Raw genomic sequence first — 26,693 nt, 5'->3', positions numbered from 1 at the left:
AAGGCGGCCGGGGAGGAGGAAACGATGGCGACGTCATCCCCGTCCGGCACCACTGCGCAGTCGACAGCGGTGGGCTACCCCTCACGCCTCGGCCCCGCCGAGCGCGCCGCGGCGATCGAGGCGCTCAAGAACACCGAGCTCGACATCCTCGTGGTCGGCGGCGGCATCGTCGGCGTGGGCAGCGCGGTCGACGCGGTCACCCGCGGGCTGAGCGTCGGCCTGGTGGAGGCCCGCGACTTCGCGTCCGGCACCTCCAGCCGGTCGTCCAAGCTGGTCCACGGCGGCATCCGCTACCTGGAGCAGCTCGACTTCGGGCTCGTGCGGGAGGCGCTGATCGAGCGCGGCCTCCTGCTGCAGCGCATCGCCCCGCACCTGGTCAAGCCCGTCCGCTTCCTCTACCCGCTGCACAAGCGCGTGTACGAGCGGTTCTACATCGGCGCCGGCATGATGCTGTACGACATCTTCTCCTACAGCGGCCTGCGCCCGCCGGGGGTGCCGCACCACCGTCACCTCAGCAAGCGGCAGGTGCTCAAGGCCATCCCGAGCATGGCGCCGAGCGCGCTGGTCGGCGGCATCACCTACTACGACGCACAGGTCGACGACGCCCGGTATACGGCCACGCTCGCGCGGACCGCGGCCCACTACGGCGCCCACGTCGCCCCGCGCGTGCGGGTCGAGGGCTTCCTCAAGGTCGGGGAGCGGGTGGTCGGCGTGCAGGCGGTCGACCAGGAGACCGGTGAGCGGTTCGAGATCCGCGCGAAGCAGGTCGTCAACGCGACCGGCGTCTGGACGGACGACACCCAGTCGATGGTGGGGGAGCGCGGCCAGTTCAAGGTGCGCGCGTCGAAGGGCATCCACCTCGTGGTGCCGCGCGACCGCTTCCAGTCCAAGATGGGCCTGATCCTGCGCACCGAGAAGAGCGTGCTCTTCGTCATCCCGTGGGGCCGGCACTGGCTGATCGGCACGACCGACACCGACTGGCACCTCGACAAGGCGCACCCGGCGGCGACGGCGGCCGACATCGACTATCTGCTCGCGCACGTCAACCAGGTGTTGAACGTCCCGCTGACCCGGGAGGACGTGGAGGGCGTGTACGCCGGCCTGCGCCCGCTGCTGGCGGGCGAGTCGGAGGAGACGTCCAAGCTGTCGCGCGAGCACCTCGTCGCCCACTCGGTGCCCGGCCTGGTCGTGATCGCCGGCGGCAAGTGGACGACGTACCGGGTGATGGCGAAGGACGCGATCGACGCCGCGGTGTCGGCGCTCGACGGCAAGATCCCGGCGAGCACGACGATGGAGATCCCGCTCGTCGGAGCGGAGGGCTACCAGGCCGCGTGGAACCGGCGCGGCCGCATCGCGAGCGAGTCCGGCCTCCACCCGGCGCGCGTGGAGCACCTGCTCAACCGCTACGGGACGATGACGGAGGACATCCTGGCCCTCGTCCGCGACGACCCGTCGCTGGCCCAGCCGCTGCCCGGCGCCGACGACTACATCGGCGCGGAGGTCGTCTACGCGGCCAGTCACGAGGGCGCCCTCCACCTGGAGGACGTGCTCGCGCGCCGCACCCGCATCTCGATCGAGGCCTGGGACCGCGGCGTTTCCGCGGCGCCCGTCGCGGCGTCGCTGATGGCCGGGGTGCTCGGCTGGGACTCCGGCCGCGAGGAGCGCGAGGTGCAGACCTACCTGAAGCGAGTCGCCGCCGAACGCGCCAGCCAGCAGCAGCCGGACGACGAGTCGGCCGACCGGGTGCGCCTGGAGGCGCCGGACATCGTGGACGTGGATGCGGCTGCGGCGAAGGCGGGCGCGGTCACGCGCACGGCGAGGGCGGCGTCGGGGAAGACGCCGGCTGCGAAGGCGGCGGCGAAAGCGTCCGCAGAGGAGGCCGCCGACGCACCTCCGAAGGAGGAGTGAGCCTCAGCGATAGATCTCGCGCCGGTGGCCGGCATCTACGACGACAACCGTCAGGATGGCGTCCTCGATGCGGTACAGCACGCGATAGTCGCCGGAGCGGACACGCCACTCGACGCGCCCGCTGAGCTTCTTCGCCGCGGGAGGCCGGGGATCGTCGCCGAGCAGCTCGATGACCGCCTGAACCCGGCGCTTGCCTTCGGGCGGGAGCTTCTTGATGGAACGGATCGCGGCGGGGAGGAGCTGAACCGCGTAGCTCACGCGAGACCGAGCTCGCGCTTGACGTCCTCCCATGGGACGGGCGTCTCGCGCAGCCGTTCCGTCTCCTCCCACGCTGCGTCGACGGCGCGGATGTCGGCGAGCTCCTCGGCGTCCTCCAGGAGGTGCTTGAGCTGGTCGGCGTCGACGATCGCGGCGACCGCGCGCTCACGGCGGGTCAGATAGACAGGCTCGGTGTGCGACTCGTCGATGAGCGACGACAGCCGGGCGCGGGCTTCGGAGATGGCGATCTGGTTCACGGCGCGATTTTAGCACCGTTCTGTACATTTCAGAGCAATACGTGCATTTTGTACGATCAGTAACCTCCCTCCGGTAGGCTGTAACCCAGTGCCCGCGACGGATGGAGACGGAAAATGGTTGACGTTCGACGGGTCAAACTGCCCGGGGTCGGGGTGTTGCACACGTTCGTCACGGACGACGGGGGCAAGGTCGGCGTCATCGCCCACCGCTCCGGGCACAGCGACCTGATCACGTTCTCCGATCACGAGGACGGCGCCGACGTGACCAAGGTCTCGCTGCGCCTCAACGATGACGAGGCGCACACTCTCGCCGAGCTCCTCGGCGGCACACAGATCACCGAGTCGCTCACCGCGCTCGACCAGATCCCCGGGCTCAGCATCGACTGGTTCTCCGTCGACTACGAGGACTACATCGCCGGCCAGCAGCTCGGAGCGCCCGCCGACCGCGGCTTCGTCGGGCTCACTGTCGTCGCCGTCGTGCGCGGGGACTCCGCGAATCCGGCGCCGGCACCCGACTTCAAGGTATTCCCCGGCGACACGCTCGTCGTCGCGGGCACCCCCGAGAAGGTCGCCAAGGCGTTCGCGTTCTTCCGCACCGGTCAGACCGCACGGGCCACGTCCGACGCTCCGCCGGGAGGCTGATCGATGCATCTCGGAGAAGACCTCATCATCCTCGGCATCCTGCTGCTCGTCGCGTACGTGCTCGGACGCCTCGGCAAACTGGTGGGGCTCCCCGCGATCCCCATCTACATGCTCGTCGGCCTGCTGGCGAGCCCGCACACCGGTTGGTTCCCGCTCGACTTCGAGAGCAACTACATCGAGCTCATCGCGGTCTTCGGGCTCATCCTGCTGCTGTTCAACCTCGGGCTGGAGTTCGACCAGGACGAGTTCTTCGGCAACTTCGGCAAGCTGGTCGTCTCCGGCGGCTCCTACATCCTGATCAACATGGGCGTCGGGCTCGCGTTCGGCTTCTGGGTCGGCTGGGGCACCAGGGAGGCCCTCATCATCGCCGGGATGACGGCCACGTCGTCGTCGGCGATCGTGACCAAGCTGCTCATCGAGCTGCGCCGCCTCCCCAACACCGAGACGCCGATGATCCTCGGCGTGACGGTCGTGGAGGACATCTTCATCGCGATCTACCTCGCGATCGTGTCGGTGGTGCTGAGCGGGGAGACCCAGCTCTGGCCGGTGGTCGGCAAGCTGACGGTCGCCTTCCTGTTCCTGGTCGTGATGTTCACGCTGGCCCGGTTCGGCGGGAGGTACGTCTCGCGGCTGTTCCGCACGAAGGACGACGAGCTCTTCACGATCCTGTTCTTCGGGCTCGCGGTGCTGTTCGCCGGGATCGGCGAGATCCTCGGCGTCACCGACGCGATCGGGGCGTTCCTGATCGGGCTCGTGCTGGGCGCGACGAAGTACCGCAACAAGATCGAGCACATCGCGATACCGCTGCGCGATGTGTTCGCGGCGTTCTTCTTCCTCAACTTCGGGCTCGAGCTCGACCCCGCGAAGTTCCCCGCTGTGCTCGGACCGGTGCTCATCGCGGTGGCCATGACGCTCGTGCTCAACATCCTTGCGGGGCAGTTCGTCGCGTGGCTGAACGGCTTCGGTCCGCAGGCGGGCATCAACACCGCGGTCATCCTGCAGAACCGCGGGGAGTTCGCGCTCATCCTGGCGACGCTGTCGCTCAGTGCGGGGCTGGACGCGCGCATCGTGCCGTTCGCGGGGCTCTACGTGCTGATCATGGCCGTCCTGGGGCCGATCCTCGCAGCGAACTCCGAGAAGATCGGTGGGATGATTCTGCGGTCCGGATCGTCCAAGCGGCGCGACCGGCGGAAGCAGCGCGATCCCATGCTCGACGAGGAGATCGCACTCGTCGAGGCGGCCACCGCGGACCTCGACTCCGACACGCGCCGCGACGACGGGCGCGGCGACGCGCGCCAGGCTGTGGACCGGATCGTCGAGCAGGCCATGCAGCAGCAGGACACGACCGTCGAACGAAAGCGGGACTGACCCATCGACACCACCCCCGGCAGCCCGGCCGGCGCGCAGGCGCCGCAGGGCGGCACGACCATGCTGCAGATGATGCTGCGTCCCCGCTGGATCGGCGCCCTTGTGTTCGCGCTCGCGCTCGCCGCCGGGTTCGCCGCGCTCGGCCAGTGGCAGCTCGAACGCGCGATCGAGTCCGGCAAGGCCGTCGTCGCGCCGACCGAGACGGTGCTCCCGCTCGCGCAGGTTGCGAAGCCGAACGGGCCGATGACGGACAAGTCGGTCGGCCAGCTCGTGGAGTTCACCGGCACGTTCGTCGCCGGTGACGACCAGCTCCTGTACGACCGGATCAACTTCGGCAGGTCCGGCTGGTGGGTCGTCGCCCATGTGGACGTGGACGCCGGCGGCGGTCAGCGGATCGCGCTCGCCGTCGCCCGCGGCTGGGCGCCGGACGAGGCGACCGCGAAGTCCGTCATGGCCCGGCTCGCCGAGCAGCCGCAGGAGCCGCAGAAGATCGTCGGCCGCATCCTCCCCGACGAGCAGCCGCAGGTACCGGGCGACAAGAAGAACCCGACCGCGATGACGACCCTCGGCGTCGGCCAGCTCTACAACCTGTGGACCGGGGTGGACGGCATGGACGTCTACAATGCGTACGTCGTCGACCGCACCCCGCCGGCCGGGCTGGACAAGATCGACTCGCCGCCGCCCATCCAGCAGACCGAGCTCAACTGGCTCAACATCTTCTACGCTGCCGAGTGGATCATCTTCGCCGGGTTCGCGATCTTCCTCTGGTACCGGCTCGTCCGGGACGCCAAGGAGCGGGAGGACGAGGAGCGCGCGCTGGCGGCCGAGGCGGCCGCGGGCGACGGCGCGAGGGCCCACGCCGGGAACGTAGAATAAATCCATGCCCCTCGCTCCCAAACTCGAAGACTTCCCGAAGATCCGCGGGGCGCTGAAGTTCTACCAGGTGTTCGCCTACGTCACCGGCATCATGCTCCTGCTGCTCTGCGTGGAGATGCTCGTGAAGTACGGCTTCGGCTTCCAGCTCTTCGCGTTCAGCAACTACGGCACGCTCACGTTCGTGCCCGTCAAGACCGCGGTGGCGCCGACCGGCGTCGACCTCAGCACCGGCATCCTGATCGCTCACGGCTGGCTGTACGTCGTGTACCTGTTCTCCGACTTCCGGCTGTGGAGCTTCATGCGCTGGCCGTTCTCGAAGTTCATCACCATCGCCCTCGGCGGCGTCATCCCCTTCCTGTCCTTCTTCGTGGAGGCCAGGATCACCAAGCAGGTCAAGAGCTATCTGGCCGGCCGCGAGGCCGAGGCAGCGACGTACGTGGAGGCCGCAAATTAGCACCGACGCAGTGTTCTCGGACATCCTCGGCGGGGCCGACTCGGCCGCGCCCGCCGGCCCGGTCCTGGTGGTCGACTTCGGCGCGCAGTACGCGCAGCTGATCGCCCGCCGCGTGCGCGAGGCGAATGTCTACTCCGAGATCGTGCCGCACACCGTGACGGCGGCGGAGGTCGCGGCCAAGCGGCCCGCGGGCATCGTCCTCTCCGGCGGCCCCTCCAGTGTGTACGAGGAGGGCGCGCCCCGCCTCGACGAGGCGATCTTCGAGCTCGGCGTGCCCGTTCTCGGCATCTGCTACGGCTTCCAGGTCATGGCCACGGCGCTCGGCGGCGAGGTCGCGAAGACCGGCCGCCGCGAGTACGGCTCGACCGCCGTGCGCGTCTCGGGCGCCGCGACGGACGGCGCGGGCAGCCTCCTCGACGGCCAGCCCGCCGAGCAGACCGCGTGGATGAGCCACGGCGACTCGGTCTCCCGGGCGCCGGAGGGCTTCGAGGTGCTCGCCTCCACCGACGACACCCCGGTCGCGGCGTTCGCGAACGAGGAGCGCCGCCTGTACGGCGTGCAGTGGCACCCGGAGGTCAAGCACTCCCAGTACGGCCAGGCCGTGCTCGAGAACTTCCTGCACCGCGCCGCCGGCATCCCTGCCGACTGGAACAGCGGCAACGTGATCGCCGACCAGGTCGCCGCGATCCGCGCCCAGGTCGGCACCGGCCGCGTGCTCTGTGCGCTGTCGGGCGGCGTCGACTCGGCCGTCGCGGCCGCGCTCGTGCACAAGGCCGTCGGCGACCAGCTCGTCTGCGTTTTCGTGGACCACGGCCTGCTCCGCAAGGACGAGGCGCGCCAGGTCGAGGAGGACTACGTCGCCGCCACCGGCGTGCGGCTCGTGACGGTGAACGCGCAGGAGCAGTTCCTGTCCGCGCTCGCCGGCGTCTCCGACCCCGAGACCAAGCGCAAGATCATCGGCCGCGAGTTCATCCGCGTGTTCGAGAAGGCGCAGGCCGACCTGATCGCGGAGGCGGAGAACGACGGCGACCCGATCCGCTTCCTGGTGCAGGGCACGCTCTACCCGGACGTGGTGGAGTCGGGTGGCGGCACGGGCACGGCCAACATCAAGAGCCACCACAACGTCGGCGGCCTCCCGGAGGACCTCCAGTTCGAGCTCGTCGAGCCGCTGCGCACCCTGTTCAAGGACGAGGTGCGCGCGATCGGCCGCGAGCTGGGCCTGCCGGAGGTCATCGTCGGCCGCCAGCCGTTCCCCGGCCCGGGACTCGGCATCCGCATCGTCGGCGAGGTGACGCAGGAGCGTCTCGACCTGCTCCGCGACGCCGACGCGATCGTGCGTGCCGAGCTCACTGCCGCCGGCCTCGACGCCGAGATCTGGCAGTGCCCCGTGGTGCTGCTCGCGGACGTCCGCTCGGTCGGTGTGATGGGCGACGGCCGCACCTACGGCCACCCGATCGTGCTGCGCCCGGTCTCCAGCGAGGACGCGATGACCGCCGACTGGACGCGCGTGCCGTACGACCTGCTGGCCACGATCTCCAACCGCATCACCAATGAGGTGGACGGCGTCAACCGGGTCGTGCTCGACGTCACGTCGAAGCCGCCGGGGACCATTGAATGGGAGTGACGCTCCCCTAGACATGAGAAGGGCCGGGATGCTGTGACAGCATCCCGGCCCTTCTGCGTGTGGCGGCTAGTTGCGGGAGATCGCGAAGATGCGCAGCAGCTCCAGGTACAGCCAGACGACGGTGACCATGATGCCGAAGGCGCCGGCCCAGCCGAACGCGCGCGGCGCACGGTTCTTGACGCCCTGCTGGATCATGTCGAAGTCGAGCACGAGCGAGTACGCGCACATGATGACGACCAGCACGCCGATGACGAGCCCGAGCGGGATGCCGAAGATGTGGACCGAGCCGCGGAGACCCCACGGGTCCTGCACCGCACCGGTCCAGATCAGCACGATGTTCACCAGCGAGAAGATCAGGTAGCCGACCATCGCGATCAGGAAGATCTTCGTCGCCCTCGCCGAGGCGCGGATCTTGCCGCTGGCGAAGAGGGCCAGGGTGACGCCCACGACGACGATCGTGCCGATCACTGCCTGGATGACGACGCCGCTCGCGAAGTCCTCGTAGAACTTGGAGATGCCGCCGATGAAGAGCCCCTGCGCGCCGGCGTAGGCCAGCGTGAGCCCGGCGGAGGGAAGCTTCTTGCGGTTGTGGAAGATGTTCACGAACGCCAGGACCAGCCCGACGAGCGCGCCCGCGATCCACAGGCCGGGCACCCACCAGCCGAGCAGTGTGCCGACGAGCAGGACGCCGAAGCTGACCGCGGTCTTGCGGACGGTGTCCTCCACCGTCATCCGGTCGGTGTCGGCCGACGTGGCGGACGGCGAATTGAAGAGTTCTTCGAGTTTCTGCGCGCTCGCCGCGTCCGTCGCACCGTTCTGGAACGCCGGGCTCTGGGAGAAGGCGGGATTGGAGGTTGCCATGGGTTCCTCGCTACTGTCGGGGACCGCTTACGGTCTCGGTGCGTCCAACCTATCGGTTGTGTTTCTGAGGGATCTGACAGATTGCCATGAATCGAGTGCGACCGCTCCGGCGCGGGCCAGCCACGCCGAGCCCACGACGATGACGCTCATGACCAGGATGGTGATCCAGCCCTGCCAGTACGTCGTCACGAACAGCGGGAGCAGCAGGCTGGCGGCGATCGGCAGCAGCAGCACGGCGAACGCCGGGAGCGGCCGGAGCCGCACGAGCAGCCACGCCGCCAGCACGATGGCGTAGCACCACGCGAAGCCGGAGCCGCCGAGCATCAGCCAGCTGAAGCCGAGCACGGGGACGACCACGGCCACCCTCCGGCCGATCGTGGAGGGCATCACGGCCCACCCCGCCGGCTGCAGGATCGACCCGGCCAGCAGGAACGGCAGGCTGTAGGTGGTCGTCACCAGGACGCAGGCCGTGCCGACGACGATCATCGCGAGCCCGGCGATCCACCGGCCGCGGTAGCTTCCCCAGTGCAGGTCGAGCGCGCGCGTCGGCTCGCGCCAGACGCCGGGCGCCTCCGAGCTCTCGCGCAGGGGCGCCGGCGCGGTCGGGGTCGGGAGGCCGTCGGGGTCGGGCACACTCCGATTGTGTCACCCGCAGGTGCGCACCGGAACGGCTTCGGCGCCCGACTAGTATCGCCACATGCGCGCCCGCTCCAGACCGTCCGTCATCGGTCACCGCGGCGCGCCCGGATACCGGCCGGAGCACACTCGGGCATCGTACGAGCTGGCGTTCGCGCTCGGGGCGGACTCGGTCGAGCCCGACCTGGTCGCCACCAAGGACGGCGTGCTGGTGGTGCGGCACGAGAACGAGATCTCCGGCACGACGAATGTGGCCGAGCATCCCGAGTTCGCGTCCCGCCGCACGACCAAAGAGGTCGACGGCCTGCCGCTGACCGGGTGGTTCACCGAGGACTTCACCTGGGCCGAACTCGCCACGCTGCGGGCGCGGGAGCGCGTGCCGCACTTGCGCCAGGCGAGCGCGACCTTCGACGACCGCTACCCGATCCTGCGGCTCGCGGACGTCCTGGAGGTCGTCGATGCGGCCTCCGACGCGGCGGGCAGGGCGCTCGGGCTGGTCGCCGAGCTGAAGCACGCCACCTACTTCGAGGCGGCGGGCCTTCCGCTGCACGAGCTGTTCCTGGCCGAGCTCGCCGCGGCCGGCTGGTCCGACCATCCCGGGCTCGTCGCGGAGAGCTTCGAGAAGACGGTGCTGGGGCGCCTCCACGACGGCGGCTTCCGCGGGAAGCGCGTCTACCTGCTGGAGGCGGAGGGCGCGCCGGCCGACCGTGTCGCGTCGCTCGGGGCGGCGGCGCCCGGCTACGCCTCCGACCTGACGTTGCGCGGGCTCTACGCCCTCGGCTCGGCGGCGTCCCCGGCGGAGCGCGTCGACGGGATCAGCGTGGACGTCTCCCAGATCCTCCACTCGGGGTCGGTGGCGGTCGGGCTGTTCGGCGAGGACGAAGGCGGCGTCGACATCGGCGCGGTCACGTCCGACCTGGTCGACCTCGCGCACTCGGCCGGGCTGTTCGTCTACTGCTGGACGCTCCGGCCGGAGAACGGGATGCTGCCGGCGGAGTTCCGTCAGGCCGGCCGCGACGACGAGTGGGGGGATTGGCGGCGGCTGTTCGCGATCCTGCTGCACTCCGGTGTCGACGGGGTGTTCGCCGACCATCCCGATCTCGCGGTGGCAGTGCGCGACGGGCGCTGACCGCGTCCTGTCGCCCGACTGCGCTGCCGGGCCGCGATGACGGTGGCGGCGGCTAAAATGTCTGGAGACATGACGAGCCTTCCCGACGCCCCCTCCTCCACTTCCGCGGTGCCCTCCTCCGTGCCGATCATCCTCGACGGCTGGGAGGGCGACGTGCGCCCCGGCGACGGTGCTGCCCACGGTCGTGACGGGGCAAGCGGCGGCCGTCGCGGGCCGAACGAGCGCCTGTTCGCGGGGCTCAACCCGCAGCAGCGCGAGGCGGCCGAGTACCGCGGGCCCGCGCTGCTCATCGTCGCGGGCGCGGGGTCGGGCAAGACGAGCGTCCTGACCCGCCGGATCGCCGGGCTCATCGAGAGCCGCGAGGCGTGGCCGAGCGAGATCCTCGCCATCACGTTCACCAACAAGGCGGCGAACGAGATGCGCGAGCGCGTCGAGCAGCTCCTCGGCGGACGGGCGCAGGGCATGTGGATCTCGACGTTCCACTCGGCGTGCGTCCGCATCCTGCGCCGGGAGGCCGAGACGATCGGCAAGACCCAGAGCTTCACGATCTACGACTCCGGCGACACCCGCGCGCTCCTCAAGCGGATCATCAAGGAGCTGGACGCCGACACGCTCGGCTTCACGGTGGCGGGGACCTCCGGCCGCATCTCCAAGCTCAAGAACGAGCTGACCGACATCGAGACCTACGCGCGCTCGGCCAACCTGAGCGACCCGCAGGAGGTGATGTTCCTCGAGATCTTCCGGCAGTACACGCGGGCGCTCCGCCGGGCCAACGCCTTCGACTTCGACGACCTCATCGCCGAGACGGTTTTCCTCTTCCGTGCCTTCCCCAAGGTGGCGGCGCTGTACCAGACCCGGTTCCGCCACATCCTCGTCGACGAGTACCAGGACACCAACCACGCGCAGTACTCGCTCATCCGCGAGCTGACCATGCCGGTCGCGCCCGACGTCGCGGAGGAGATGGAGCAGCACGGCCGCAACGTCAGCAAGCTGCGCGACGTGGTCGGCGCCATCCCTGGGGCGTCGCTGACCGTTGTCGGCGACTCGGACCAGTCCATCTACGCGTTCCGCGGCGCGGACATCCGCAACATCGTGGAGTTCGAGCGGGATTTCACCGGCGCCAAGGTGGTGCTGCTGGAGCAGAACTACCGGTCGACGCAGAACATCCTGAGCGCCGCCAATGCCGTGATCGCCAACAACTTCGACCGCAAGGACAAGAAGCTGTGGACGGCGGTCGGCGACGGCGACAAGATCGTCGGCTACACCGGCTACTCGGGTCACGACGAGGCGCAGTTCGTCGCCGACGAGATCGAGAAGCTGCACGCCGCGGGCATGGACTACAAGGACATGGCGGTCTTCTACCGCACCAACGCCCAGACCCGTGCGCTGGAGGAGATCTTCATCCGCTCGGCGCTGCCCTACAAGGTGATGGGCGGCACGAAGTTCTACGAGCGAGCCGAGATCAAGGACTCGATGGCGTACCTGATCACGGTCGCCAACCCGGACGACACCCTGGCCCTCCGCCGCATCCTGAACACGCCCAAGCGCGGCATCGGGCCGGCGACCGAGACGCAGCTCGCGAGCTACGCGGAGGACAACGGCTTCACGTTCCGCGATGCCATGCGCGACGCCGGGTCGCTGGGACTGGGGCCGAAGGTGACCGGCGCCATCCTGCAGCTCTCCGGGCTGCTGGACGAGGCCGCGGCGAAGATCGACCCGGCCAACCCGGCCGGTGCCGCGTCGGTCGCGGACGTGCTCACCTTCCTGCTCGACGGCAGCGGCTACCTGGAAGTGCTCCGCAAGAGCCGCGACCCGCAGGACGAGGCGCGCGCCGAGAACGTGGACGAGCTCGTCGCGGTGACCCGCGAGTTCGCGCGCAACAACCCGGACGGCACCCTGGTCGACTTCCTCACCGAGGTGTCACTGGTCGCGGCGGCGGACGAGATCGACGACTCCAGCGGCTCGGTGTCGCTGATGACGCTGCACACCGCCAAGGGGCTGGAGTACGACGCGGTGTTCCTGACGGGCATCGAGGAGGACCTCCTCCCGCACCGGATGTCGGCCAACGAGCCGGGCGGGCCTGCGGAGGAGCGGCGGCTGTTCTACGTGGGGATCACGCGCGCCAAGAAGCGGCTGTTCCTGTCGCTCGCCATGACGCGCGCGCAGTTCGGCGAGACGGCGGTCGCGATGCCGAGCCGGTACCTGCAGGAGATCCCGGCGGACCTGATCGACTGGCGCCAGTCGCCGGGTGCGGCCAACGGCCGCGGCGGCTCGCAGTCGCGCGCGCTGAACGCCCGCCGGCCCGGGATCGGCGGCACGGCGGGACGTTGGAACGAGAGCTACCCGGTCGGCGGCAGCACGCCGGCCGAGCGCCCGAAGGCGGAGTGGCCGAACCGGGTGACCGGCAAGGTCCGCGACAACGGCGACCTGGAGCTCGTGCCGGGCGATCGCATCCGGCACGCGGACTTCGGCGACGGCCGGGTGACCAACGTCACGGGCGAAGGGGCCAAGCGCGTCGCGCACGTCCAGTTCGAGAAGGTGGGCGCGAAGAAGCTCCTCATCAAGATCGCACCGATCGACAAGCTGTGAGGCTGCGGCCGAGGCAGCAGCTCGCCTCCCTGAGCGTCGAGGTCGGCTTCCGGGCCGCTGCCGCGGTCGCGGTGCCGCTGTTGGTCCTGCTGGCCGTCGGACGCCTCGATCTCGCCGCGTACGCCACGTTCGGCGCGTTCACGGCGCTGTACGGACGCAACGAGCCCTACCGGCTCCGCCTCCGCAGCGTCTCGGTGGCGGCGGTCGCGCTCCTGGCGAGCATCGCGCTCGGTGTTCTGGTCGCGGTGCTGGGGGAGCCGTTGTGTCTGGCGGCGGTGCTCCTGGTGGCCGTCGTGGTGATCGGGACGTTCTTCGCGACCGCGTTCCAGCTCCTGCCGGCGCAGCCGCTGTTCTTCGTGTTCGCGCTGCTGGTCTGCGCGGCGATCCCGACGCCCGCGGCGGAGGCCTGGGGCCGGATCGGCCTCGCGGCCGCCGTCGCGGCGTTCTCGTGGCTGCTGACGATGTCCGGCTGGCTGCTGCGCCGCGCTGCCGGCGACCGCGCCGCGCGGACGGGTGCTGTGCTCCTGAAGAAGCTGCACCGCCGCCCGGGCATCGACACGAGCGTCCTGCGCGACCGCCGCGTCTGGCTGACCGCGGCGCAGAATGCTGTCGGTGTGCTCCTGGCGGGAGGCATCGCCCTCGCCTTCGGGCTGGGCCACGCCTATTGGGCGGTCGTGAGCGTGGTCGCCGTCATCCCTCCCGCACGCGCCGCGCACTCGATCTCGCGCTCGCTCCACCGGATCTTCGGAACCATCGGGGGCGTCGGCGTCGCGGCGCTCGTCCTGGTGTGGTCTCCGCCGGCCCTGGTGGTGATCGCGGTGATCGTGGTCTGCCAGTTCTGCGCGGAGATGCTGGTCGGCCGCCACTACGGCTACGCGCTGCTGTTCATCACCCCGATGGCGCTCGCGGTGTCGCACCTCGCCTCTCCGGCGCCGCTCGGCACGCTGGTCCTCGACCGCGTGCTCGAGACCGTGCTGGGCGCCGCGATCGGGATCGGTCTGGTGCTGCTCGCCCGCCTCCTCCAGCGCTCGCGCACCTAGCCGCTGTCTTTTCCGGAGAAATGCGCGCCAGGCGTCGGCGTGTTGCGTGCACGACTCCGGAACGGATGGTCATGCCAGCGACTGCCGCAGCCGGGCAAGGTACAGGTCGCGCGGCCGCTGACGGAGTCGCAGCGGGAGCCGCGGGTAGACCGCTTCCGCCATCCGCATCCGGCGCTCGAAGCCACGCTCGATCGCGGGTGTCCACGGCAGCCCGAACTGGTCCCGCACGCTCGGCGGCAGCAGTCCGGCGGTGACGATCCGGGCGTCAGGGAGGGTCGCGCGGAGCCAGAGGGGCACGCCCCGCGGATGGAGGATCTGCCCGGCGACCGCGCGGGTGGCGTCCGTCACGCGGAGCCGGCCGACCATCCCGTGCCAGTAGTCCTGGAAGTCGGCTTCGGTGGCGGGCCACGCCTCTGGACGGACCTGGAGGCCGGCTCCGGAGCGGGTCGCCTCGCGGTACAGCTCCTCCCGCGCGCCCGGGCTCAGCGGGCCGAAGACGCGCTCGCCGAGGTCGACCATCGTCGCGTAGAGGGTCGCCGCCACCCAGAGCTGCAGTTCTGTGTCGAAGGCGCTGTACGCCGGCTCGGAGCCGCTGGCCGCCCCGCGCACGGGCGCGTGCGCCCGGTTGACCCGGCGTCGGACCACGTCGAATTCGGCGGGCGTCGCGAAGGTCGCGGCGTAGACGAAGGTCATCGTGGCGTGGAACCGGTCCAGCATCCGGTTGGCGAAGTCGCTGTGCTCCACCACGCCGCGCCCCACCGCCGGGTGCGCGATCTGTAGCAGCAGGGCCCTGCCGCCACCGGCGAGGCAGAGCGCCTCGCCGGTGAGCTGCAGGTACGTGAGCTGCGCGGTCACCCCGGATCGCGACGAGCCACGGACGGCGCGGGTGGAGGTCATGCGTCCATCCTGCAACGGGAGGCTGTGTTCCGGCGACGCAGCCGCCGGCCGAGTGCGGCGGTCAGCACCGCGCCCCCTGCGACCCCGAGGCCGACCGCCGCCGGCCAGGCCTCCACCGCCCAGGAGCCGCCGGTGTCCGCCAGCGCGGCAGGCGCCATCGGAGCAGGCCCAGGCTCCTCGGGCGCCGGGACCACGGGAGCCGACGCCACCGTGATCTCCGTGGCGACGCCGAACGCCGACCGCCAGGGCCGGAGCCGCTCCCCGCCGTCTCCCGCGGACACGCGCGCCGGATCGATCCGCTCGACCCAGACGTAGTAGCCCGCGGCGGGAATCGCGCACTCCGGTGTGTCGTACTCACCCGGGCCGTCCACCGTCGTCTCCACCGTGCAGACCGCCGGCGCGCCGTCGGGAACGTCCGGCGACTCCGACAGGGGAGCGGGGAACGGGCCGTACAGAGTGCTCTCGACGACGGCCTCCACCGGCTCGAAGCCGTCGTCGACCCCGCGCACGCCCCAGGACGGCAGCAGCCCCTCCGCGGTGTCGACGGACACGGTGAGCCGGTCGTGGATGAGCGCGCCGGGCAGAGCCTCCGGAGCGCTCGTCACGGTCGAGACGATCGGCTGGAACGGCAGCGGGGACGGACCCGTCGTGGACGCCGCAGCGCGCGCCTCCGCCGTCGCGGGCACCGCGACGAGCACGGCCTGCGCGTCCGCGTGCGGGGCGGCGACCAGCAGCCGGTCGCCGTACGGGAGCCCGTCGAGGGAGGCCGCCGCGCTCACGGTCACGCTCGCCGCGTCGCCGGACGGCATGATCGCCATGTCCGTCCCGGTCGGAACGTCGGCGTCGGCGGCGCCGTCCGCGAAGGAAGCGCCGTCGAGCGCCACCCGTGCCCGCTGCGCGCCGGGAGCGAGGAGCTCGGCGCCGGAGGGCCGTACGACGGTGAGCTCGACGCGGACCCGGCCCGGCCCGGTCTCCGCCAGCTCGAGCACGGCTTCCGCCCGCACCGAGGACGAGCCGAGGCGCGCGGCCTCGTCCACCATCTCGTGAGCCCGGGCGAGGACCGGGCCGGCGTCCGACCCGGCCCGAGCGGCGAGCTCCTCCGGCGTGTGACCGCCGAGACCCGCGACCAGCCAGGTCGCGATCTGTCCGGCAGCGGCCGTGAGCCGGTCGTCCGTGCCGGCCCAGGTGCGGGAGATGTACGCGAGGGACGCCGACTGCTCCGGCGTGTACCAGCCGAGGCTCGCGGCGTCCGCGTAGTCGTAGACGTTGCCGGTGGGGCTCGGCTTTCCGGCGTTCAGGCAGAAGCCCTGGGCGCCGTCGTCGAGGCGGTAGGTTCCGAGCCACCAGCCGTCGTGGGAGAGGTAACCGGGGCCGTGGCCGGCACCGGTCAGCGCCCGGGCGTCGGGGGAGACGACGAGCGCGTGCAGCATGCCGAGGAAGACGGCGAGGCCGGCGAGGACGAAGACGGTCACGAGGTTCGATATGCGATGTGTCATGCCCTCAACGGTCGCGGCGACGGAGCGCCGGCGGGCCGCTCCGAGCGAATCCGTGGAGAGATCGTCCTGCGTGTCACCCTGTGGAGGAGAAACCGATTCGGGCTGTTCAGTCGGACACGCTAAAGTTCTCACTGGCGAATTTATCTCGGCGTCGAGCTATTCTCCCGCCGGACCGCCCAGCAGACAACAGCCGGAGCGCCACGAGCGCGCCGGACATCAGCGGATTGGATAACCGTGGATCTATTCGAGTACCAGGCCAGAGACCTGTTTGAGAAGTACGGCGTCCCGGTCCTTCCGGGCATCGTCGCCGACACTCCGGAAGAGGTCCGTGCGGCCGCGGAGAAGCTGGGCGGCGTCACCGTCGTCAAGGCGCAGGTCAAGGTCGGAGGCCGTGGCAAGGCGGGCGGCGTGAAGGTCGCCAAGACTCCGGACGAGGCCGAAGAGGCCGCCAAGGCCATCCTGGGCCTGGACATCAAGGGCCACGTCGTGCGCCGGGTGATGGTCGCCGGCGGCGCCCGCATCGCCCGAGAGTTCTACTTCTCGGTGCTCCTCGACCGGGCCAACCGCTCCTACCTGTCGCTGACCAGCGTCGAGGGCGGCATGGAGATCGAGCAGCTCGCGGTCGAGAAGCCCGAGGCGCTCGCCCGCATCGAGGTCGACCCGCGCGGCGGCCTCGACTCCGCCAAGGCCGTCGAGATCGCGAAGGCCGCGGGCTTCCCCGAAGAGCTGGTCGCGAAGGTCGCCGATGTCTTCGTCAAGCTCTACGCCGTCTACACGGGTGAGGACGCGACGCTCGTCGAGGTCAACCCGCTCGTCCTCACCGAGGAGGGCGACATCATCGCCCTCGACGGCAAGGTCACCCTCGACGAGAACGCCGGGTTCCGTCACCTCTACCACGAGGCGCTCGAGGACGCGGACGCCGCGGATCCGCTCGAGGCCAAGGCGAAGAAGGCCGACCTCAACTACGTCAAGCTCGACGGTCAGGTCGGCATCATCGGCAACGGCGCTGGCCTGGTCATGTCCACGCTCGACGTCGTCTCCTACGCGGGCGAGAAGCACAAGGGCGTCAAGCCGGCCAACTTCCTCGACATCGGCGGCGGCGCGTCCGCCGAGGTCATGGCCGCCGGCCTGGACGTCATCCTCAACGACCCGCAGGTCGAGAGCGTCTTCGTCAACGTCTTCGGCGGCATCACCGCCTGCGACGCGGTCGCGAACGGCATCGTCAAGGCGCTGGAGATCCTCGGCGACGAGGCGAACAAGCCGCTCGTCGTCCGTCTCGACGGCAACAAGGTCGAGGAGGGCCGCCGCATCCTCGCCGAGGCGAACCACCCGCTGGTCACCCTCGCACTCACCATGGACGAAGGCGCCGACAAGGCCGCCGAGCTGGCCGCGAAGTAAGCAAGGACGAATCAGAGAATGTCTATCTTCCTCAACAAGGACTCCAAGGTCATCGTCCAGGGCATCACCGGCGGCGAGGGCACCAAGCACACCGCGCTGATGCTGAAGGCCGGCACCCAGGTCGTCGGCGGCGTCAACGCCCGCAAGGCCGGCACCACCGTGACCCACGGCGACGTCGAGCTCCCCGTCTTCGGCACCGTCGTGGAGGCGATCGAGAAGACCGGCGCCGACGTGTCGATCATCTTCGTGCCGCCGGCGTTCGCCAAGGACGCGATGGTGGAGGCCATCGACGCCGAGATCCCGCTGCTCGTCGTCATCACCGAGGGCATCCCGGTGCAGGACTCCGCCGAGGCCTGGGCCTACGCCAAGGAGAAGGGCAACAAGACCCGGATCATCGGCCCGAACTGCCCCGGCATCATCACCCCGGGTGAGGCGCTCGTCGGCATCACCCCGGCCACGATCACCGGCAAGGGCCCGATCGGCCTGGTCTCCAAGTCCGGCACGCTGACCTACCAGATGATGTACGAGCTGCGCGACCTGGGCTTCTCGACCGCCATCGGCATCGGCGGCGACCCGGTCATCGGCACCACCCACATCGACGCGCTCGCCGCGTTCGAGGCGGACCCGGAGACCAAGGCGATCGTCATGATCGGCGAGATCGGCGGCGACGCCGAGGAGCGCGCGGCCGACTTCATCAAGGCCAACGTGACCAAGCCGGTCGTCGGCTACGTGGCCGGCTTCACCGCGCCCGAGGGTAAGACGATGGGCCACGCCGGCGCGATCGTCTCCGGCTCGGCCGGCACGGCGCAGGCGAAAAAGGAGGCGTTGGAGGCCGCGGGCGTGAAGGTCGGCAAGACCCCGTCCGAGACCGCCGCGCTGCTGCGCGAGGTCTACGCGGCGCTGTAACAGCACCGCTCGAACCGCCGATCGGGGCCGGACTCCTCCACGGAGTCCGGCCCCGATCCGTCTCTCCACAGCCTGGATCGGGGCCTGCCCGCGGCCGCAGCGGCGGCGCTACAGTGAGCGCACCACCGTCCAGGAGGGGGATGCGATGCCACGTCTGACGAACGCCGATCTGGCGCGCAGGGTCGCAGCGCTGGAGTCCGAGAACGCCGCGCTCCGGAGCCGGCTCGACGAGAACGCGACCGAGCCGCTGCCGGACTTCGCACCGGCGCCGGAGGCGAAGCACAAGCGCGGCTGGGGCTGGACCCTGCTCGCCGTCGTGCTCATCGTGATCGGCGCGATCCTGGCGCCCGTCGCGGTGGTGGCCTCCTGGGCGAAGGTGCAGCTCACCGACACGGACGCGTTCGTCGCCACCTACGCGCCGCTCGCGAACGACCCGGGCGTCCAGGCGTACGTCACGGACGAGACCGTCAAGGTCATCCAGCAGCACGTCGACATCCCGCAGCTCACCTCGCAGGTCATCGACGGCATCACCGGCCTCGGCACGGGACCCGTGGCGACGAAGGCGCTCGACGCTCTCAAGGCGCCACTCTCGCAGGGGATCGTGTCGCTGATCCAGACCGCCGTCGGCCGGTTCGTGGCCTCCGACGCGTTCGCCCAGGTGTGGCAGGACGCCTTGCGGGTCAGTCACAACCAGCTCGTCGCGACGATGCAGGGCAATCCGCAGGCGGCGGTCGCGATCGGCAAGGACGGGTCGGTCGGTGTCCAGCTCGGGCCGATCATCGACAGGGTGAAGCAGGTCCTGGTGGGCCAGGGGATCACCTTCGCGTCGCGCATCCCGACGATCGACAAGACGATCACGGTCGCGCAGAACTCGTCGATCCCGACCCTCCAGGTCTTCTACAACCTCGCTGTCGTCGCCGGCGCGTGGCTGCCGTGGGTCTCGATCGGCCTGCTCGCGCTCGGCGTGATCGTCGCGCGCCGCCGCGCCCTCGCCCTGATCGGGGCGGCGTCGGCGCTGGCCATCGCGATGATCGTCGTCGTGTCCGGCATCGCCATCGGCCAGATCGTGTTCATCGCCTCGGCCTCCCCCGGGCTGGTACCGGCCGGTGTCGCGACGACGCTCTACCAGACCGTCTCGACGGCGATGAAGGACACCGGCGTCGCCGTGCTCGTGCTCGCGATCGTCGTCGCGCTGGTCGGCTGGTTCTCCGGGCCGTTTGGGGTGCCGCGCAAGCTGCGCGGGTTCTTCGGCTCCGGGGTGACCTGGGTGCGGGAGTCCGCCGAGCGGCACGGGATCACCACCGGCCGGGTGGGGGAGTGGTTCTACGCCCAGCGGGTGCTGCTCCGGGCCGCGGTCGCGGTCATCGCGGCGGCGGTGGTCCTGTTCGTGCGACCGCTCACCCCGTCGCTCATCATCTGGACGCTGGTGATCGCGGCCGTCGTCATCGCCATCCTGGAGCTGGTCCAGCGGCCCGTCATCACGGTGCCGGAGGACGCCGACGACGACACCCCGGTGATGACCGTCTCCTGAGCCTCGAAGTGTCTCCGCCGCGGGCGACCGCGCGCCCGGTAGGCTCCATCCGGTCATGAATCGCACAACCGTCGCCCTGCTAGCCGCACTCGAGGCGGTCATCGTCGCGGCGATCGGGCTCGCGATCTGCCTCGTCCCGCTCACCGTGCTGTGGGCGGCCCAGTACCATCTCGCCGGGGACTTCGCGATCGTCTGGCGTGCGACGGCGGACATCTGGCTGCTCGGGCACGGCGTGAACCTCGCGGTGACGCTGGACCCGCAGCTCGTCGGATCCCTCGGCCTCCCGGCCGCCGCGGCGCCGTTCCAGGTGACGATCGCGCTCCTGGGGTTCGCCGCACTCACCGCCGGGCTCGGCGTGCGCACCGGGCTGCGTGCGGCCGAGACGCCGTATCGCTCGACCGGGGCCGTCTCCGCGCTCGCGGTGTTCTTCCTGATCTCCGTCGTGGTCACGGCGACCGCCGGCAGCGACCTCGTGCAGCCGTCGCTCTGGCGCGGCTTCGTGCTCCCCACCTTCGTCTACGCGCTCGGCATCGGGATCGGCTTCGTGTTCGCGGCGCTCCGCGGGGTGCGCGAGCCGTCTGCCGATCACGCCGGCGACCGGAAGGGCGACGACCGTGCGACATCCGCGGCCGGCCGGGCCGCCGCGCCGGTCGGCGTCGCGGTCCGCTCCCGGGTCGCGGCCGTCCCCGCCCCGGTCCGCGCCGCGGTCCTCGGCGCCCTGCGCGCCGGCAGCGCAGCGACCGCCATCGTCATCGGCCTGTCCGCGCTGCTGCTGACGCTCCTCATCTTCGGCAACTACGGCACGATCATCGGCCTGTACGAGCAGCTTCAGACCGGGGTCGCCGGGGGCATCGCGCTGACCGTCGCCCAGCTCGCCTTCCTGCCGAACCTCGTGATCTGGCTGATGTCCTGGTTGGTCGGGCCGGGGTTCGCCATCGGCACCGGGTCCACGGTCAGCCCGATCGGGACCGCGCTCGGGCCGCTGCCCGGCGTCCCGCTCTTCGGCGTCATCCCGGCGCACGGCTACACCTTCGGGCTGGCGGGCGTGATCGTGCCCCTGCTCGCCGGCTTCGTCGCCGCCGCCCTGCTGCGCGGCACGCGGAGGGCGCAGACCGACGGAGCGCTTGCGCTCGTCCTCACCGCGCTCGGCATCGGCGTCGTCGCGGGCATCGAGCTCGGCCTCCTGGCCTGGTGGTCCTCCGGCGCGCTCGGCCCCGGCCGGCTGCACGATGTGGGGCCGAACCCGTGGCTCGTCGGCGCGCTCGCGGCGGGGGAGGTGGCGGTCGCCGCCGTCATCGGGCTGCTGGCGGGAGGCCGCGCCCGGCGCTGAGCGGGGGGAGCGCTCCCATCGCCGGTCGGAGCCCGCCCCGGCAGGTGGGTAGGCTTGTCGCGTGCTCTCGATCGTCGTGCTGATCTCCGGTGGTGGCTCCAATCTCCGTGCGCTGCTGGAGGCCGCCTCCGACGCCGAGTTCCCGGCCCGGGTGGTGGCGGTGGGAGCCGACCGCGACGCCGACGGCCTGGACCACGCCGAGGAGTTCGGCATCCCGTCGTTCACGGTGCCCTTCACCTCCTACGACAGCCGGGAGGAGTGGGGCGACGCCGTGCTGGAGCAGATCCGGCTCTGGGAGCCCGACCTGGTCATCTTGTCCGGCTTCATGCGCCTGCTGCCGCCGCGCGTGGTCGGCGCGCTCTCGCCGCACCTCATCAACACGCACCCGGCGTACCTGCCCGAGTTCCCTGGCGCGCACGGCGTCCGCGACGCGCTCGCCGTGGGAGCGACCCAGACCGGCGCCAGCCTGATCGTGGTCGACAACGGTGTCGACGCCGGACCCGTGATCAGCCAGGAGCGCGTGCCGATCGTGCCGGGCGACACCGAGGCCAGCCTGCACGAACGCATCAAACCCGTGGAGCGACGGCTGCTGATCGACGCCGTCCTCGACATCGCCAACGGACACATCGACCTCAAGGAGCTCTCCCGAGTATGAGCGGACCCCGCCACGAAGCCATCCTCTACCGCGAGCGGGACGTCGTCCCGATCCGCCGCGCACTGATCTCGGTCAGTGACAAGACGGGCCTGCTCGACCTCGCCGCGACGCTGGCGGAGGCCGGGGTCGAGATCGTCTCGACCGGCTCCACCGCGCAGACCATCCGCGACGCGGGCCACGCCGTGACCGACGTCGCGAGCGTCACGGGCTTCCCGGAGTCGCTGGACGGCCGGGTCAAGACGCTGCACCCCGCCATCCACTCCGGCCTGCTCGCCGACCTGCGGCTCGCCTCCCACGAGGAGCAGCTCAAGGACCTCGGCATCGAGCCGTTCGAGCTGGTCGTCGTCAACCTCTACCCGTTCGTGGAGACCGTCGCCTCCGGCGCGGTCGGCAACGACGTGGTCGAGCAGATCGACATCGGCGGACCGGCGATGGTGCGCGCGTCGGCCAAGAACCACGCGAACGTCGCGATCGTCGTCTCGCCGGACGACTATGCGGAGGTCACCGCCGCGGTCGCCGCGGGCGGAACCAGCTTCGACCAGCGTCGCGCGCTCGCCGCGAAGGCGTTCGCGCACACGGCCTCCTACGACGGCGCCGTCGCGGCGTGGTTCGCGGGGGACGCCCCCTCCACCGCTGACTTCGCCGAGCGCTTCCAGGTCCGCGCCGAGCTCAAGCAGACCCTCCGCTACGGCGAGAACTCGCACCAGGCCGCGGCGCTCTACGCCGACCCGGCCGGCCGCGGCATCGCCCAGGCGACCCAGCTCGGCGGCAAGGAGATGTCGTACAACAACTACGTGGACGCCGACGCGGCGCTGCGCAGCGCGTACGACTTCGCCGAGCCGGCGGTCGCGATCATCAAGCACGCCAACCCGTGCGGCATCGCGGTCTCCGACGACATCGCCGACGCCCACCGCAAGGCGCACGAGTGCGACCCGGTCTCGGCTTATGGCGGCGTCATCGCGGCGAACCGCACGGTGACGCTCGCGATGGCCGAGACGGTGAAGGGCATCTTCACCGAGGTGCTCATCGCACCGGACTTCGAGCCGGCGGCGCTGGAGCTGCTGCAGACCAAGAAGAATCTCCGCATCCTCCGGCTGCCCGAGGGCTACGCGCGCTCGGTGACCGAGTTCCGCCAGCTCTCCGGCGGTGTGCTGGTGCAGGACGCCGACCGCTTCGACGAGTTCGACTCCAGTGGCTGGACGCTGGTCTCCGGCGACGCGGCCGACGCCGCCACACGCGCCGACCTCGAGTTCGCCTGGAAGGCGTGCCGTGCGGTCAAGTCGAACGCCATCCTGCTCGCCAAGGACGGCGCCTCCGTCGGCGTCGGCATGGGCCAGGTCAACCGGGTGGACTCCTGCAACCTCGCCGTCAGCCGCGCGGGCGAGCGTGCCGTCGGCTCGGTGGCCGCCTCGGACGCGTTCTTCCCGTTCGCCGACGGCCCGGAGATCCTGATCGCCGCGGGCGTCTCCGCGATCGTGCAGCCGGGCGGGTCGATCCGCGACGAGGACGTCATCGCCGCGGCGAAGGCGGCCGGGGTCACCATGTACTTCACGGGCGAGCGGCACTTCTTCCACTGAGAAGGATTGGCCACTGAGTCGGCACTGACCCGCCAGCCGGATTGCATCCCCTCGCGGGGTCGCGGAGAATAGACGACGGTCCACAAGACCTTCACATTCACCGCGATCCCACGAGGAGACACCGATGTCCGTCCTGCCCACCGACCTTCCGCACGAAACACTGCATGTGGTGAAGGGGAGGCGGAGCGGCCTCACCATCAGCATCGCGGTGCACTCCACCGTCCTCGGGCCCGCCCTCGGCGGCTGCCGCGTGTGGAACTATGACTCCTGGCAGGAGGCCGTCGCCGACTCCCTGCGCCTGGCCGAGGGGATGACGTTCAAGAACGCCGCCGCCGGCCTCAACCGCGGCGGCGGCAAGGCCGTCGTCTACCTGCCGCGCGGCAAGCAGCTCAGCCCGACCGAGCGCTACGAGGTCATGCTCGACCTCGGCGACGCCGTCGAGAGCCTGGGCGGCAGCTACATGACCGCGGAAGACGTCGGCACGAGCGCCGAGGACATGTCCGTCGTCGCCACCCGCACCGCCAACGTGTGCGGCCTCCCGCCCGCGGAGGGCGGCGTCGGCGAGCCGAGCGACGCGACCGCCGCCGGTGTGTACGCGGGCCTGCTCGCGACCCTCGAGCGCGCCACCGGCAGCCGCGACGTCTCCGGCCGCCGCGTCACCGTGCTCGGGCTCGGCCACGTCGGCTCGATCATCGCCATGCGCCTCGCGAGCGAGGGCGCGGTGCTCACCGTCACCGACGTCAACCCCGCCAAGCGCGCCCTCGCCGAGGCCCTGGGCGCGGCCTGGGTGGAGCCGGACGAGGCGCACCGTGTGGAGGGCGACCTCTTCGTCCCCGCCGGTGTCGGCGGCGTCCTGACGGACACCGTGATCGACGAGCTGCGCGTCAAGGCGGTCGTCGGGCCGGCGAACAACCAGCTCGCCGAGCGCGCAGGAGCCGAGCGCCTCGCCGCCCGCGGCATCCTGTGGGCGCCCGACTTCGTCGTCAACGCCGGCGGCGTCATCTTCCTCGCGATGATGAACGAGGAGGAGCCGTCGGCCGAGGCCACGCGCGAGCGCGTCGAGGCGATCGGCGACATCGTGGCGCGCGTCTTCGACGTGGCCGCCGAGCGCGGGATCACCACGCTGGCGGCCGCCGACGAGATCGCCCTGGCGCGCCTGCGCGAGCCCGCGCACGCCTGAGCCGTTCCCCCGTCCCGCTATCGGTCGCCGCGACCGGTAGCGGGACGCTGTGCGTCGAGGGATGCCAGCATTCCCATAGGGATCGGTCGGATAGGCTTTTTCCCATGACTTCCTCCTGGGGCCGCCGGCTCCTCGCCTCCCTCGTGTCCGCCGTCGCCGTCGCCGCCATCGGCCTGGTCGCGAGCACCGTCGTGCTGCTGGTCGCCAACCAGCTCAACACGCAGGTGCTGGGGAACATCACCACCTACACGGTCTGGCCGACGCTCACCTCGTTCGTGCTCTCGGCGGTCGCGGCGCTCCTCGGATGCATGGACCGCCGCTGGATCGCGGTCGTCGCCGGCGTCCTCGTCGCGTTCGTGAGCACGGTGGTCGGGATGCTCATCCTGTTCTCGACCCTCAACGCCCCGATCAACGGCCAGGCGTGGGGGCAGATCGCCCAGTCCCTGATCTCGATCAACCTCCCGTTCTGGCTCTCGACGGCCATCGCGCTCCCGACGGCCGGTTTCGCGGTCTTCACCGCCATCGAGGCGCAGGGCGCCCCGGTCTCCCGCAAGATCGCGCTCGTGCGCATCCCCGCGGGCAACCTCAGCGAGGGCCTGATCACCCACATCGACCGCGAGGCCGTCGACAGCGAGCTCGCCGACTCGCAGTGGGACGCCTACGTCGCCGCGCTCTCCGCCGCCGGCTGGCAGACCGTGGAGGTCGCCAGCGCCGACAAGCTCGCCGATTCGGTGTTCGTGGAGGACACGGCCGTGGTCTTCGGCGACACTGCGGTCATCTCGCGCCCGGGCGCGGACTCGCGCAAGCCCGAGATCGCCGGCACCGAGGCAGCGCTGCGCGCGCAGGGCCTCCGCCTGCTGCGCATCGAGGAGCCCGGCACCCTCGACGGCGGCGACGTTCTCAAGGTCGGCGACACCGTCTACGTCGGCCGCGGCGGCCGCACCAACGCGGAGGGCATCCGCCAGCTCCGCGCGCTCGTCGCCCCGCTCGGCTACACGGTCGTCGCGGTGCCGGTCACCAAGGCGCTGCACCTGAAGACCGCCGTCACCGCCCTCCCGGACGGCACCGTGATCGGCTACGAGCCGCTCGTCGACGACGCGCGGATCTTCGAGCGCTTCCTGCCGGTCCCGGAGGCGCACGGCACCGCCGTCGTCGTCCTGGACGACGAGACCGTGCTGATGTCGTCGTCGGCGCCCGGCTCGGTCGCGCTGGTGGAGGACCTCGGCTACACGGTGATCCAGGTCGACATCTCGGAGTTCGAGAAGCTCGAGGGCTGCGTCACCTGCCTGTCGATCCGCATCCGCTGAGGCGGGCGGCGCTCAGTCGCCGGAGGCGTCCGTCGTGCAGGGGATGGACCCGCTCACCTGCGCGTCGACCCGTTCGCCGGAGAGGCGCGGGTCGGTGAAGCTGCCGCCGGTCGCCACGAAGCGCACCGTGTCACCGTCGAGCACGAAGGGCGCGGTGGAGACGAACACCCCGCCGTCACCCGTCTGGATGCTGGTGCTGAACTGGCCGTTCTGACGGTCGCCCACGATCTGGGCGGGGATGCGTGATGTCGGGTCGTTGCGCACGACGATGCGGCCGTTCGCCCGCAGGACGCAGGTCGCGTGGTAGAGGGTCACCGTGCGCGAGAAGGAGCCGGTGACCTGCAACTCGATGGAGGTCGAGTGCGCCTGGACGGCGAGGTTCCCGGCGGCGCCGACGGCCGCGAACATGCCGACGACCACCGCCACGAAGACGGCGAACGCCGCCAGGACGGTCCGGAACGAGGGCGAGCGCCAGGCCATCCCCGCAGCCTAGCGGCACCGATCTGAAACTCGCCCTTGCGCTCTGAGAGATCCTGGGAATATTCTGTAGGGCTGCCTTGTCGCAGCATTCGGAAGACGCATTCGGGCTACGGGAGGACGCCATGACAACGACAGAGAACACACGAACCGTGACCGTGTTCGGGCTCGTCGCCGTCGCGTACGCGTCCCCGGAGCCGGCCCCCGCCTGGTAGGTCCCAGGCAGGTACGCGCTTCCGGCTGACCGTCGCCGGCACCCGCACAGGGCATCCGTAGCCCTGGCACGTCACGCTCTCG

Annotated in this window: 24 protein-coding genes; 17 read left to right on the top strand and 7 right to left on the bottom strand. The window is 70.8% G+C overall.

Going from position 1 to position 26,693, the window contains the following annotated elements; genetic code table 11:
• The first annotated feature begins 24 nt into the window (after window positions 1–24).
• On the top strand, window positions 25–1,908 hold the full coding sequence (locus ACFRFH_RS01520; protein WP_382461264.1) for a glycerol-3-phosphate dehydrogenase/oxidase: 1,884 nt from the start codon (window positions 25–27) through the stop codon (window positions 1,906–1,908).
• Window positions 1,909–1,911: 3 nt separating this feature from the next.
• On the opposite strand, the gene ACFRFH_RS01515 is transcribed toward ACFRFH_RS01520, so the two are convergent.
• Entirely contained in the window at window positions 1,912–2,166 is a 255-nt protein-coding gene (locus ACFRFH_RS01515) for a type II toxin-antitoxin system RelE/ParE family toxin (RefSeq protein WP_382461263.1), read from the bottom strand.
• Window positions 2,163–2,423, bottom strand: coding sequence for a type II toxin-antitoxin system Phd/YefM family antitoxin (locus ACFRFH_RS01510; RefSeq protein WP_345834092.1), 261 nt, complete (start codon window positions 2,421–2,423; stop codon window positions 2,163–2,165). The genes ACFRFH_RS01515 and ACFRFH_RS01510 overlap by 4 nt, the downstream gene beginning before the upstream one ends.
• Before the next feature lie 114 nt (window positions 2,424–2,537).
• Between ACFRFH_RS01510 and ACFRFH_RS01505 the strand changes: the two genes are divergently transcribed.
• From ACFRFH_RS01505 to guaA, 5 genes are all read left to right on the top strand, one after another.
• Window positions 2,538–3,065: a cation:proton antiporter regulatory subunit gene (locus tag ACFRFH_RS01505; protein ID WP_382461262.1), complete on the top strand. Its 528-nt coding sequence runs from the start codon at window positions 2,538–2,540 to the stop codon at window positions 3,063–3,065.
• Window positions 3,066–3,068: 3 nt separating this feature from the next.
• Window positions 3,069–4,433 carry a cation:proton antiporter gene (locus tag ACFRFH_RS01500; RefSeq protein WP_382461261.1) on the top strand — a complete coding sequence of 455 codons (1,365 nt, stop codon included), beginning with the start codon at window positions 3,069–3,071 and terminating at the stop codon, window positions 4,431–4,433.
• Window positions 4,434–4,502: 69 nt separating this feature from the next.
• The gene (locus ACFRFH_RS01495; protein WP_382461260.1) at window positions 4,503–5,309 is read left to right on the top strand and encodes an SURF1 family cytochrome oxidase biogenesis protein; all 807 of its coding nucleotides are present in this window, start codon (window positions 4,503–4,505) and stop codon (window positions 5,307–5,309) included.
• A 4-nt stretch (window positions 5,310–5,313) separates the two neighbouring features.
• Window positions 5,314–5,763 (top strand): DUF3817 domain-containing protein, encoded by a 450-nt coding sequence (locus tag ACFRFH_RS01490; RefSeq protein ID WP_370054557.1) that lies wholly within the window; start codon window positions 5,314–5,316, stop codon window positions 5,761–5,763.
• Between the two features lie 10 nt (window positions 5,764–5,773).
• Entirely contained in the window at window positions 5,774–7,387 is a 1,614-nt protein-coding gene (guaA, locus tag ACFRFH_RS01485; RefSeq protein ID WP_382461259.1) for a glutamine-hydrolyzing GMP synthase, read from the top strand.
• A gap of 66 nt (window positions 7,388–7,453) precedes the next feature.
• Here the strand turns inward: guaA and ACFRFH_RS01480 are convergent, their stop codons facing one another.
• Complete coding sequence (locus ACFRFH_RS01480) at window positions 7,454–8,248, bottom strand: Bax inhibitor-1/YccA family protein (protein WP_382461258.1); 795 nt, start codon at window positions 8,246–8,248, stop codon at window positions 7,454–7,456.
• 27 nt (window positions 8,249–8,275) lie between these two features.
• Window positions 8,276–8,881: a hypothetical protein gene (locus ACFRFH_RS01475; protein WP_382461257.1), complete on the bottom strand. Its 606-nt coding sequence runs from the start codon at window positions 8,879–8,881 to the stop codon at window positions 8,276–8,278.
• 64 nt (window positions 8,882–8,945) lie between these two features.
• Here ACFRFH_RS01475 and ACFRFH_RS01470 point away from each other — a divergent pair, with 64 nt between their 5' ends.
• From ACFRFH_RS01470 to ACFRFH_RS01460, 3 genes are all read left to right on the top strand, one after another.
• Window positions 8,946–10,013, top strand: a complete 1,068-nt coding sequence (locus tag ACFRFH_RS01470) for a glycerophosphodiester phosphodiesterase family protein (protein ID WP_382461256.1) — start codon at window positions 8,946–8,948, stop codon at window positions 10,011–10,013.
• Between the two features lie 69 nt (window positions 10,014–10,082).
• Window positions 10,083–12,602, top strand: a complete 2,520-nt coding sequence (locus ACFRFH_RS01465) for an ATP-dependent helicase (RefSeq protein WP_382461255.1) — start codon at window positions 10,083–10,085, stop codon at window positions 12,600–12,602.
• Window positions 12,599–13,642, top strand: coding sequence for an FUSC family protein (locus tag ACFRFH_RS01460; RefSeq protein WP_382461254.1), 1,044 nt, complete (start codon window positions 12,599–12,601; stop codon window positions 13,640–13,642). The genes ACFRFH_RS01465 and ACFRFH_RS01460 overlap by 4 nt, the downstream gene beginning before the upstream one ends.
• 69 nt (window positions 13,643–13,711) lie before the next feature.
• Here the strand turns inward: ACFRFH_RS01460 and ACFRFH_RS01455 are convergent, their stop codons facing one another.
• Entirely contained in the window at window positions 13,712–14,539 is an 828-nt protein-coding gene (locus tag ACFRFH_RS01455; protein ID WP_382461253.1) for an oxygenase MpaB family protein, read from the bottom strand.
• On the bottom strand, window positions 14,536–16,035 hold the full coding sequence (locus tag ACFRFH_RS01450) for a hypothetical protein (protein ID WP_382461252.1): 1,500 nt from the start codon (window positions 16,033–16,035) through the stop codon (window positions 14,536–14,538). The genes ACFRFH_RS01455 and ACFRFH_RS01450 overlap by 4 nt, the downstream gene beginning before the upstream one ends.
• 234 nt (window positions 16,036–16,269) lie before the next feature.
• Here ACFRFH_RS01450 and sucC point away from each other — a divergent pair, with 234 nt between their 5' ends.
• The 8 genes from sucC to ddaH all read left to right on the top strand — a co-directional run bounded on the left by sucC (window position 16,270) and on the right by ddaH (window position 25,919).
• Window positions 16,270–17,433, top strand: coding sequence for an ADP-forming succinate--CoA ligase subunit beta (sucC, locus tag ACFRFH_RS01445; RefSeq protein ID WP_382461251.1), 1,164 nt, complete (start codon window positions 16,270–16,272; stop codon window positions 17,431–17,433).
• Between the two features lie 18 nt (window positions 17,434–17,451).
• Complete coding sequence (gene sucD, locus ACFRFH_RS01440; protein ID WP_382461250.1) at window positions 17,452–18,339, top strand: succinate--CoA ligase subunit alpha; 888 nt, start codon at window positions 17,452–17,454, stop codon at window positions 18,337–18,339.
• Window positions 18,340–18,484: 145 nt separating this feature from the next.
• Entirely contained in the window at window positions 18,485–19,870 is a 1,386-nt protein-coding gene (locus ACFRFH_RS01435; protein ID WP_382461249.1) for a hypothetical protein, read from the top strand.
• A gap of 55 nt (window positions 19,871–19,925) precedes the next feature.
• The gene (locus ACFRFH_RS01430) at window positions 19,926–21,200 is read left to right on the top strand and encodes a DUF6350 family protein (RefSeq protein WP_382461248.1); all 1,275 of its coding nucleotides are present in this window, start codon (window positions 19,926–19,928) and stop codon (window positions 21,198–21,200) included.
• Window positions 21,201–21,261: 61 nt separating this feature from the next.
• Window positions 21,262–21,855, top strand: coding sequence for a phosphoribosylglycinamide formyltransferase (gene purN / locus ACFRFH_RS01425; protein WP_382461247.1), 594 nt, complete (start codon window positions 21,262–21,264; stop codon window positions 21,853–21,855).
• Window positions 21,852–23,432 carry a bifunctional phosphoribosylaminoimidazolecarboxamide formyltransferase/IMP cyclohydrolase gene (gene purH, locus ACFRFH_RS01420; protein WP_382461246.1) on the top strand — a complete coding sequence of 527 codons (1,581 nt, stop codon included), beginning with the start codon at window positions 21,852–21,854 and terminating at the stop codon, window positions 23,430–23,432. The genes purN and purH overlap by 4 nt, the downstream gene beginning before the upstream one ends.
• A 124-nt stretch (window positions 23,433–23,556) precedes the next feature.
• Window positions 23,557–24,612 carry a Glu/Leu/Phe/Val dehydrogenase dimerization domain-containing protein gene (locus tag ACFRFH_RS01415; RefSeq protein ID WP_370054542.1) on the top strand — a complete coding sequence of 352 codons (1,056 nt, stop codon included), beginning with the start codon at window positions 23,557–23,559 and terminating at the stop codon, window positions 24,610–24,612.
• Between the two features lie 104 nt (window positions 24,613–24,716).
• Window positions 24,717–25,919 carry a dimethylargininase gene (gene ddaH / locus ACFRFH_RS01410; RefSeq protein ID WP_382461245.1) on the top strand — a complete coding sequence of 401 codons (1,203 nt, stop codon included), beginning with the start codon at window positions 24,717–24,719 and terminating at the stop codon, window positions 25,917–25,919.
• 12 nt (window positions 25,920–25,931) lie between these two features.
• On the opposite strand, the gene ACFRFH_RS01405 is transcribed toward ddaH, so the two are convergent.
• Entirely contained in the window at window positions 25,932–26,399 is a 468-nt protein-coding gene (locus ACFRFH_RS01405; RefSeq protein WP_382461244.1) for a hypothetical protein, read from the bottom strand.
• Window positions 26,400–26,693 lie beyond the last annotated feature (294 nt).

It is taken from the genome of Leifsonia sp. NPDC056824 (assembly GCF_042789575.1).
Lineage (GTDB): Bacteria > Actinomycetota > Actinomycetes > Actinomycetales > Microbacteriaceae > Leifsonia.
The sequence above is the reverse complement of the archived record's forward strand: the minus strand, read 5'-3'. Positions and strand labels throughout refer to the sequence as shown.

Excerpts from the sequence above, each read along its gene's own strand:
- ACFRFH_RS01520 (WP_382461264.1), top strand. The coding sequence starts at position 25 with ATGGCGACGTCATCCCCGTCCGGCACCACTGCGCAGTCGACAGCGGTG.
- ACFRFH_RS01480 (WP_382461258.1), bottom strand. The coding sequence starts at position 8,248 with ATGGCAACCTCCAATCCCGCCTTCTCCCAGAGCCCGGCGTTCCAGAAC.
- purH (WP_382461246.1), top strand. The coding sequence starts at position 21,852 with ATGAGCGGACCCCGCCACGAAGCCATCCTCTACCGCGAGCGGGACGTC.
- ddaH (WP_382461245.1), top strand. The coding sequence starts at position 24,717 with ATGACTTCCTCCTGGGGCCGCCGGCTCCTCGCCTCCCTCGTGTCCGCC.
- ACFRFH_RS01405 (WP_382461244.1), bottom strand. The coding sequence starts at position 26,399 with ATGGCCTGGCGCTCGCCCTCGTTCCGGACCGTCCTGGCGGCGTTCGCC.
- ACFRFH_RS01430 (WP_382461248.1), top strand. The coding sequence starts at position 19,926 with ATGAATCGCACAACCGTCGCCCTGCTAGCCGCACTCGAGGCGGTCATC.
- ACFRFH_RS01505 (WP_382461262.1), top strand. The coding sequence starts at position 2,538 with ATGGTTGACGTTCGACGGGTCAAACTGCCCGGGGTCGGGGTGTTGCAC.
- ACFRFH_RS01455 (WP_382461253.1), bottom strand. The coding sequence starts at position 14,539 with ATGACCTCCACCCGCGCCGTCCGTGGCTCGTCGCGATCCGGGGTGACC.
- ACFRFH_RS01500 (WP_382461261.1), top strand. The coding sequence starts at position 3,069 with ATGCATCTCGGAGAAGACCTCATCATCCTCGGCATCCTGCTGCTCGTC.
- ACFRFH_RS01490 (WP_370054557.1), top strand. The coding sequence starts at position 5,314 with ATGCCCCTCGCTCCCAAACTCGAAGACTTCCCGAAGATCCGCGGGGCG.
- sucD (WP_382461250.1), top strand. The coding sequence starts at position 17,452 with ATGTCTATCTTCCTCAACAAGGACTCCAAGGTCATCGTCCAGGGCATC.
- ACFRFH_RS01450 (WP_382461252.1), bottom strand. The coding sequence starts at position 16,035 with ATGACACATCGCATATCGAACCTCGTGACCGTCTTCGTCCTCGCCGGC.
- ACFRFH_RS01470 (WP_382461256.1), top strand. The coding sequence starts at position 8,946 with ATGCGCGCCCGCTCCAGACCGTCCGTCATCGGTCACCGCGGCGCGCCC.
- ACFRFH_RS01465 (WP_382461255.1), top strand. The coding sequence starts at position 10,083 with ATGACGAGCCTTCCCGACGCCCCCTCCTCCACTTCCGCGGTGCCCTCC.
- ACFRFH_RS01435 (WP_382461249.1), top strand. The coding sequence starts at position 18,485 with ATGCCACGTCTGACGAACGCCGATCTGGCGCGCAGGGTCGCAGCGCTG.
- ACFRFH_RS01495 (WP_382461260.1), top strand. The coding sequence starts at position 4,503 with ATGATGCTGCGTCCCCGCTGGATCGGCGCCCTTGTGTTCGCGCTCGCG.
- ACFRFH_RS01415 (WP_370054542.1), top strand. The coding sequence starts at position 23,557 with ATGTCCGTCCTGCCCACCGACCTTCCGCACGAAACACTGCATGTGGTG.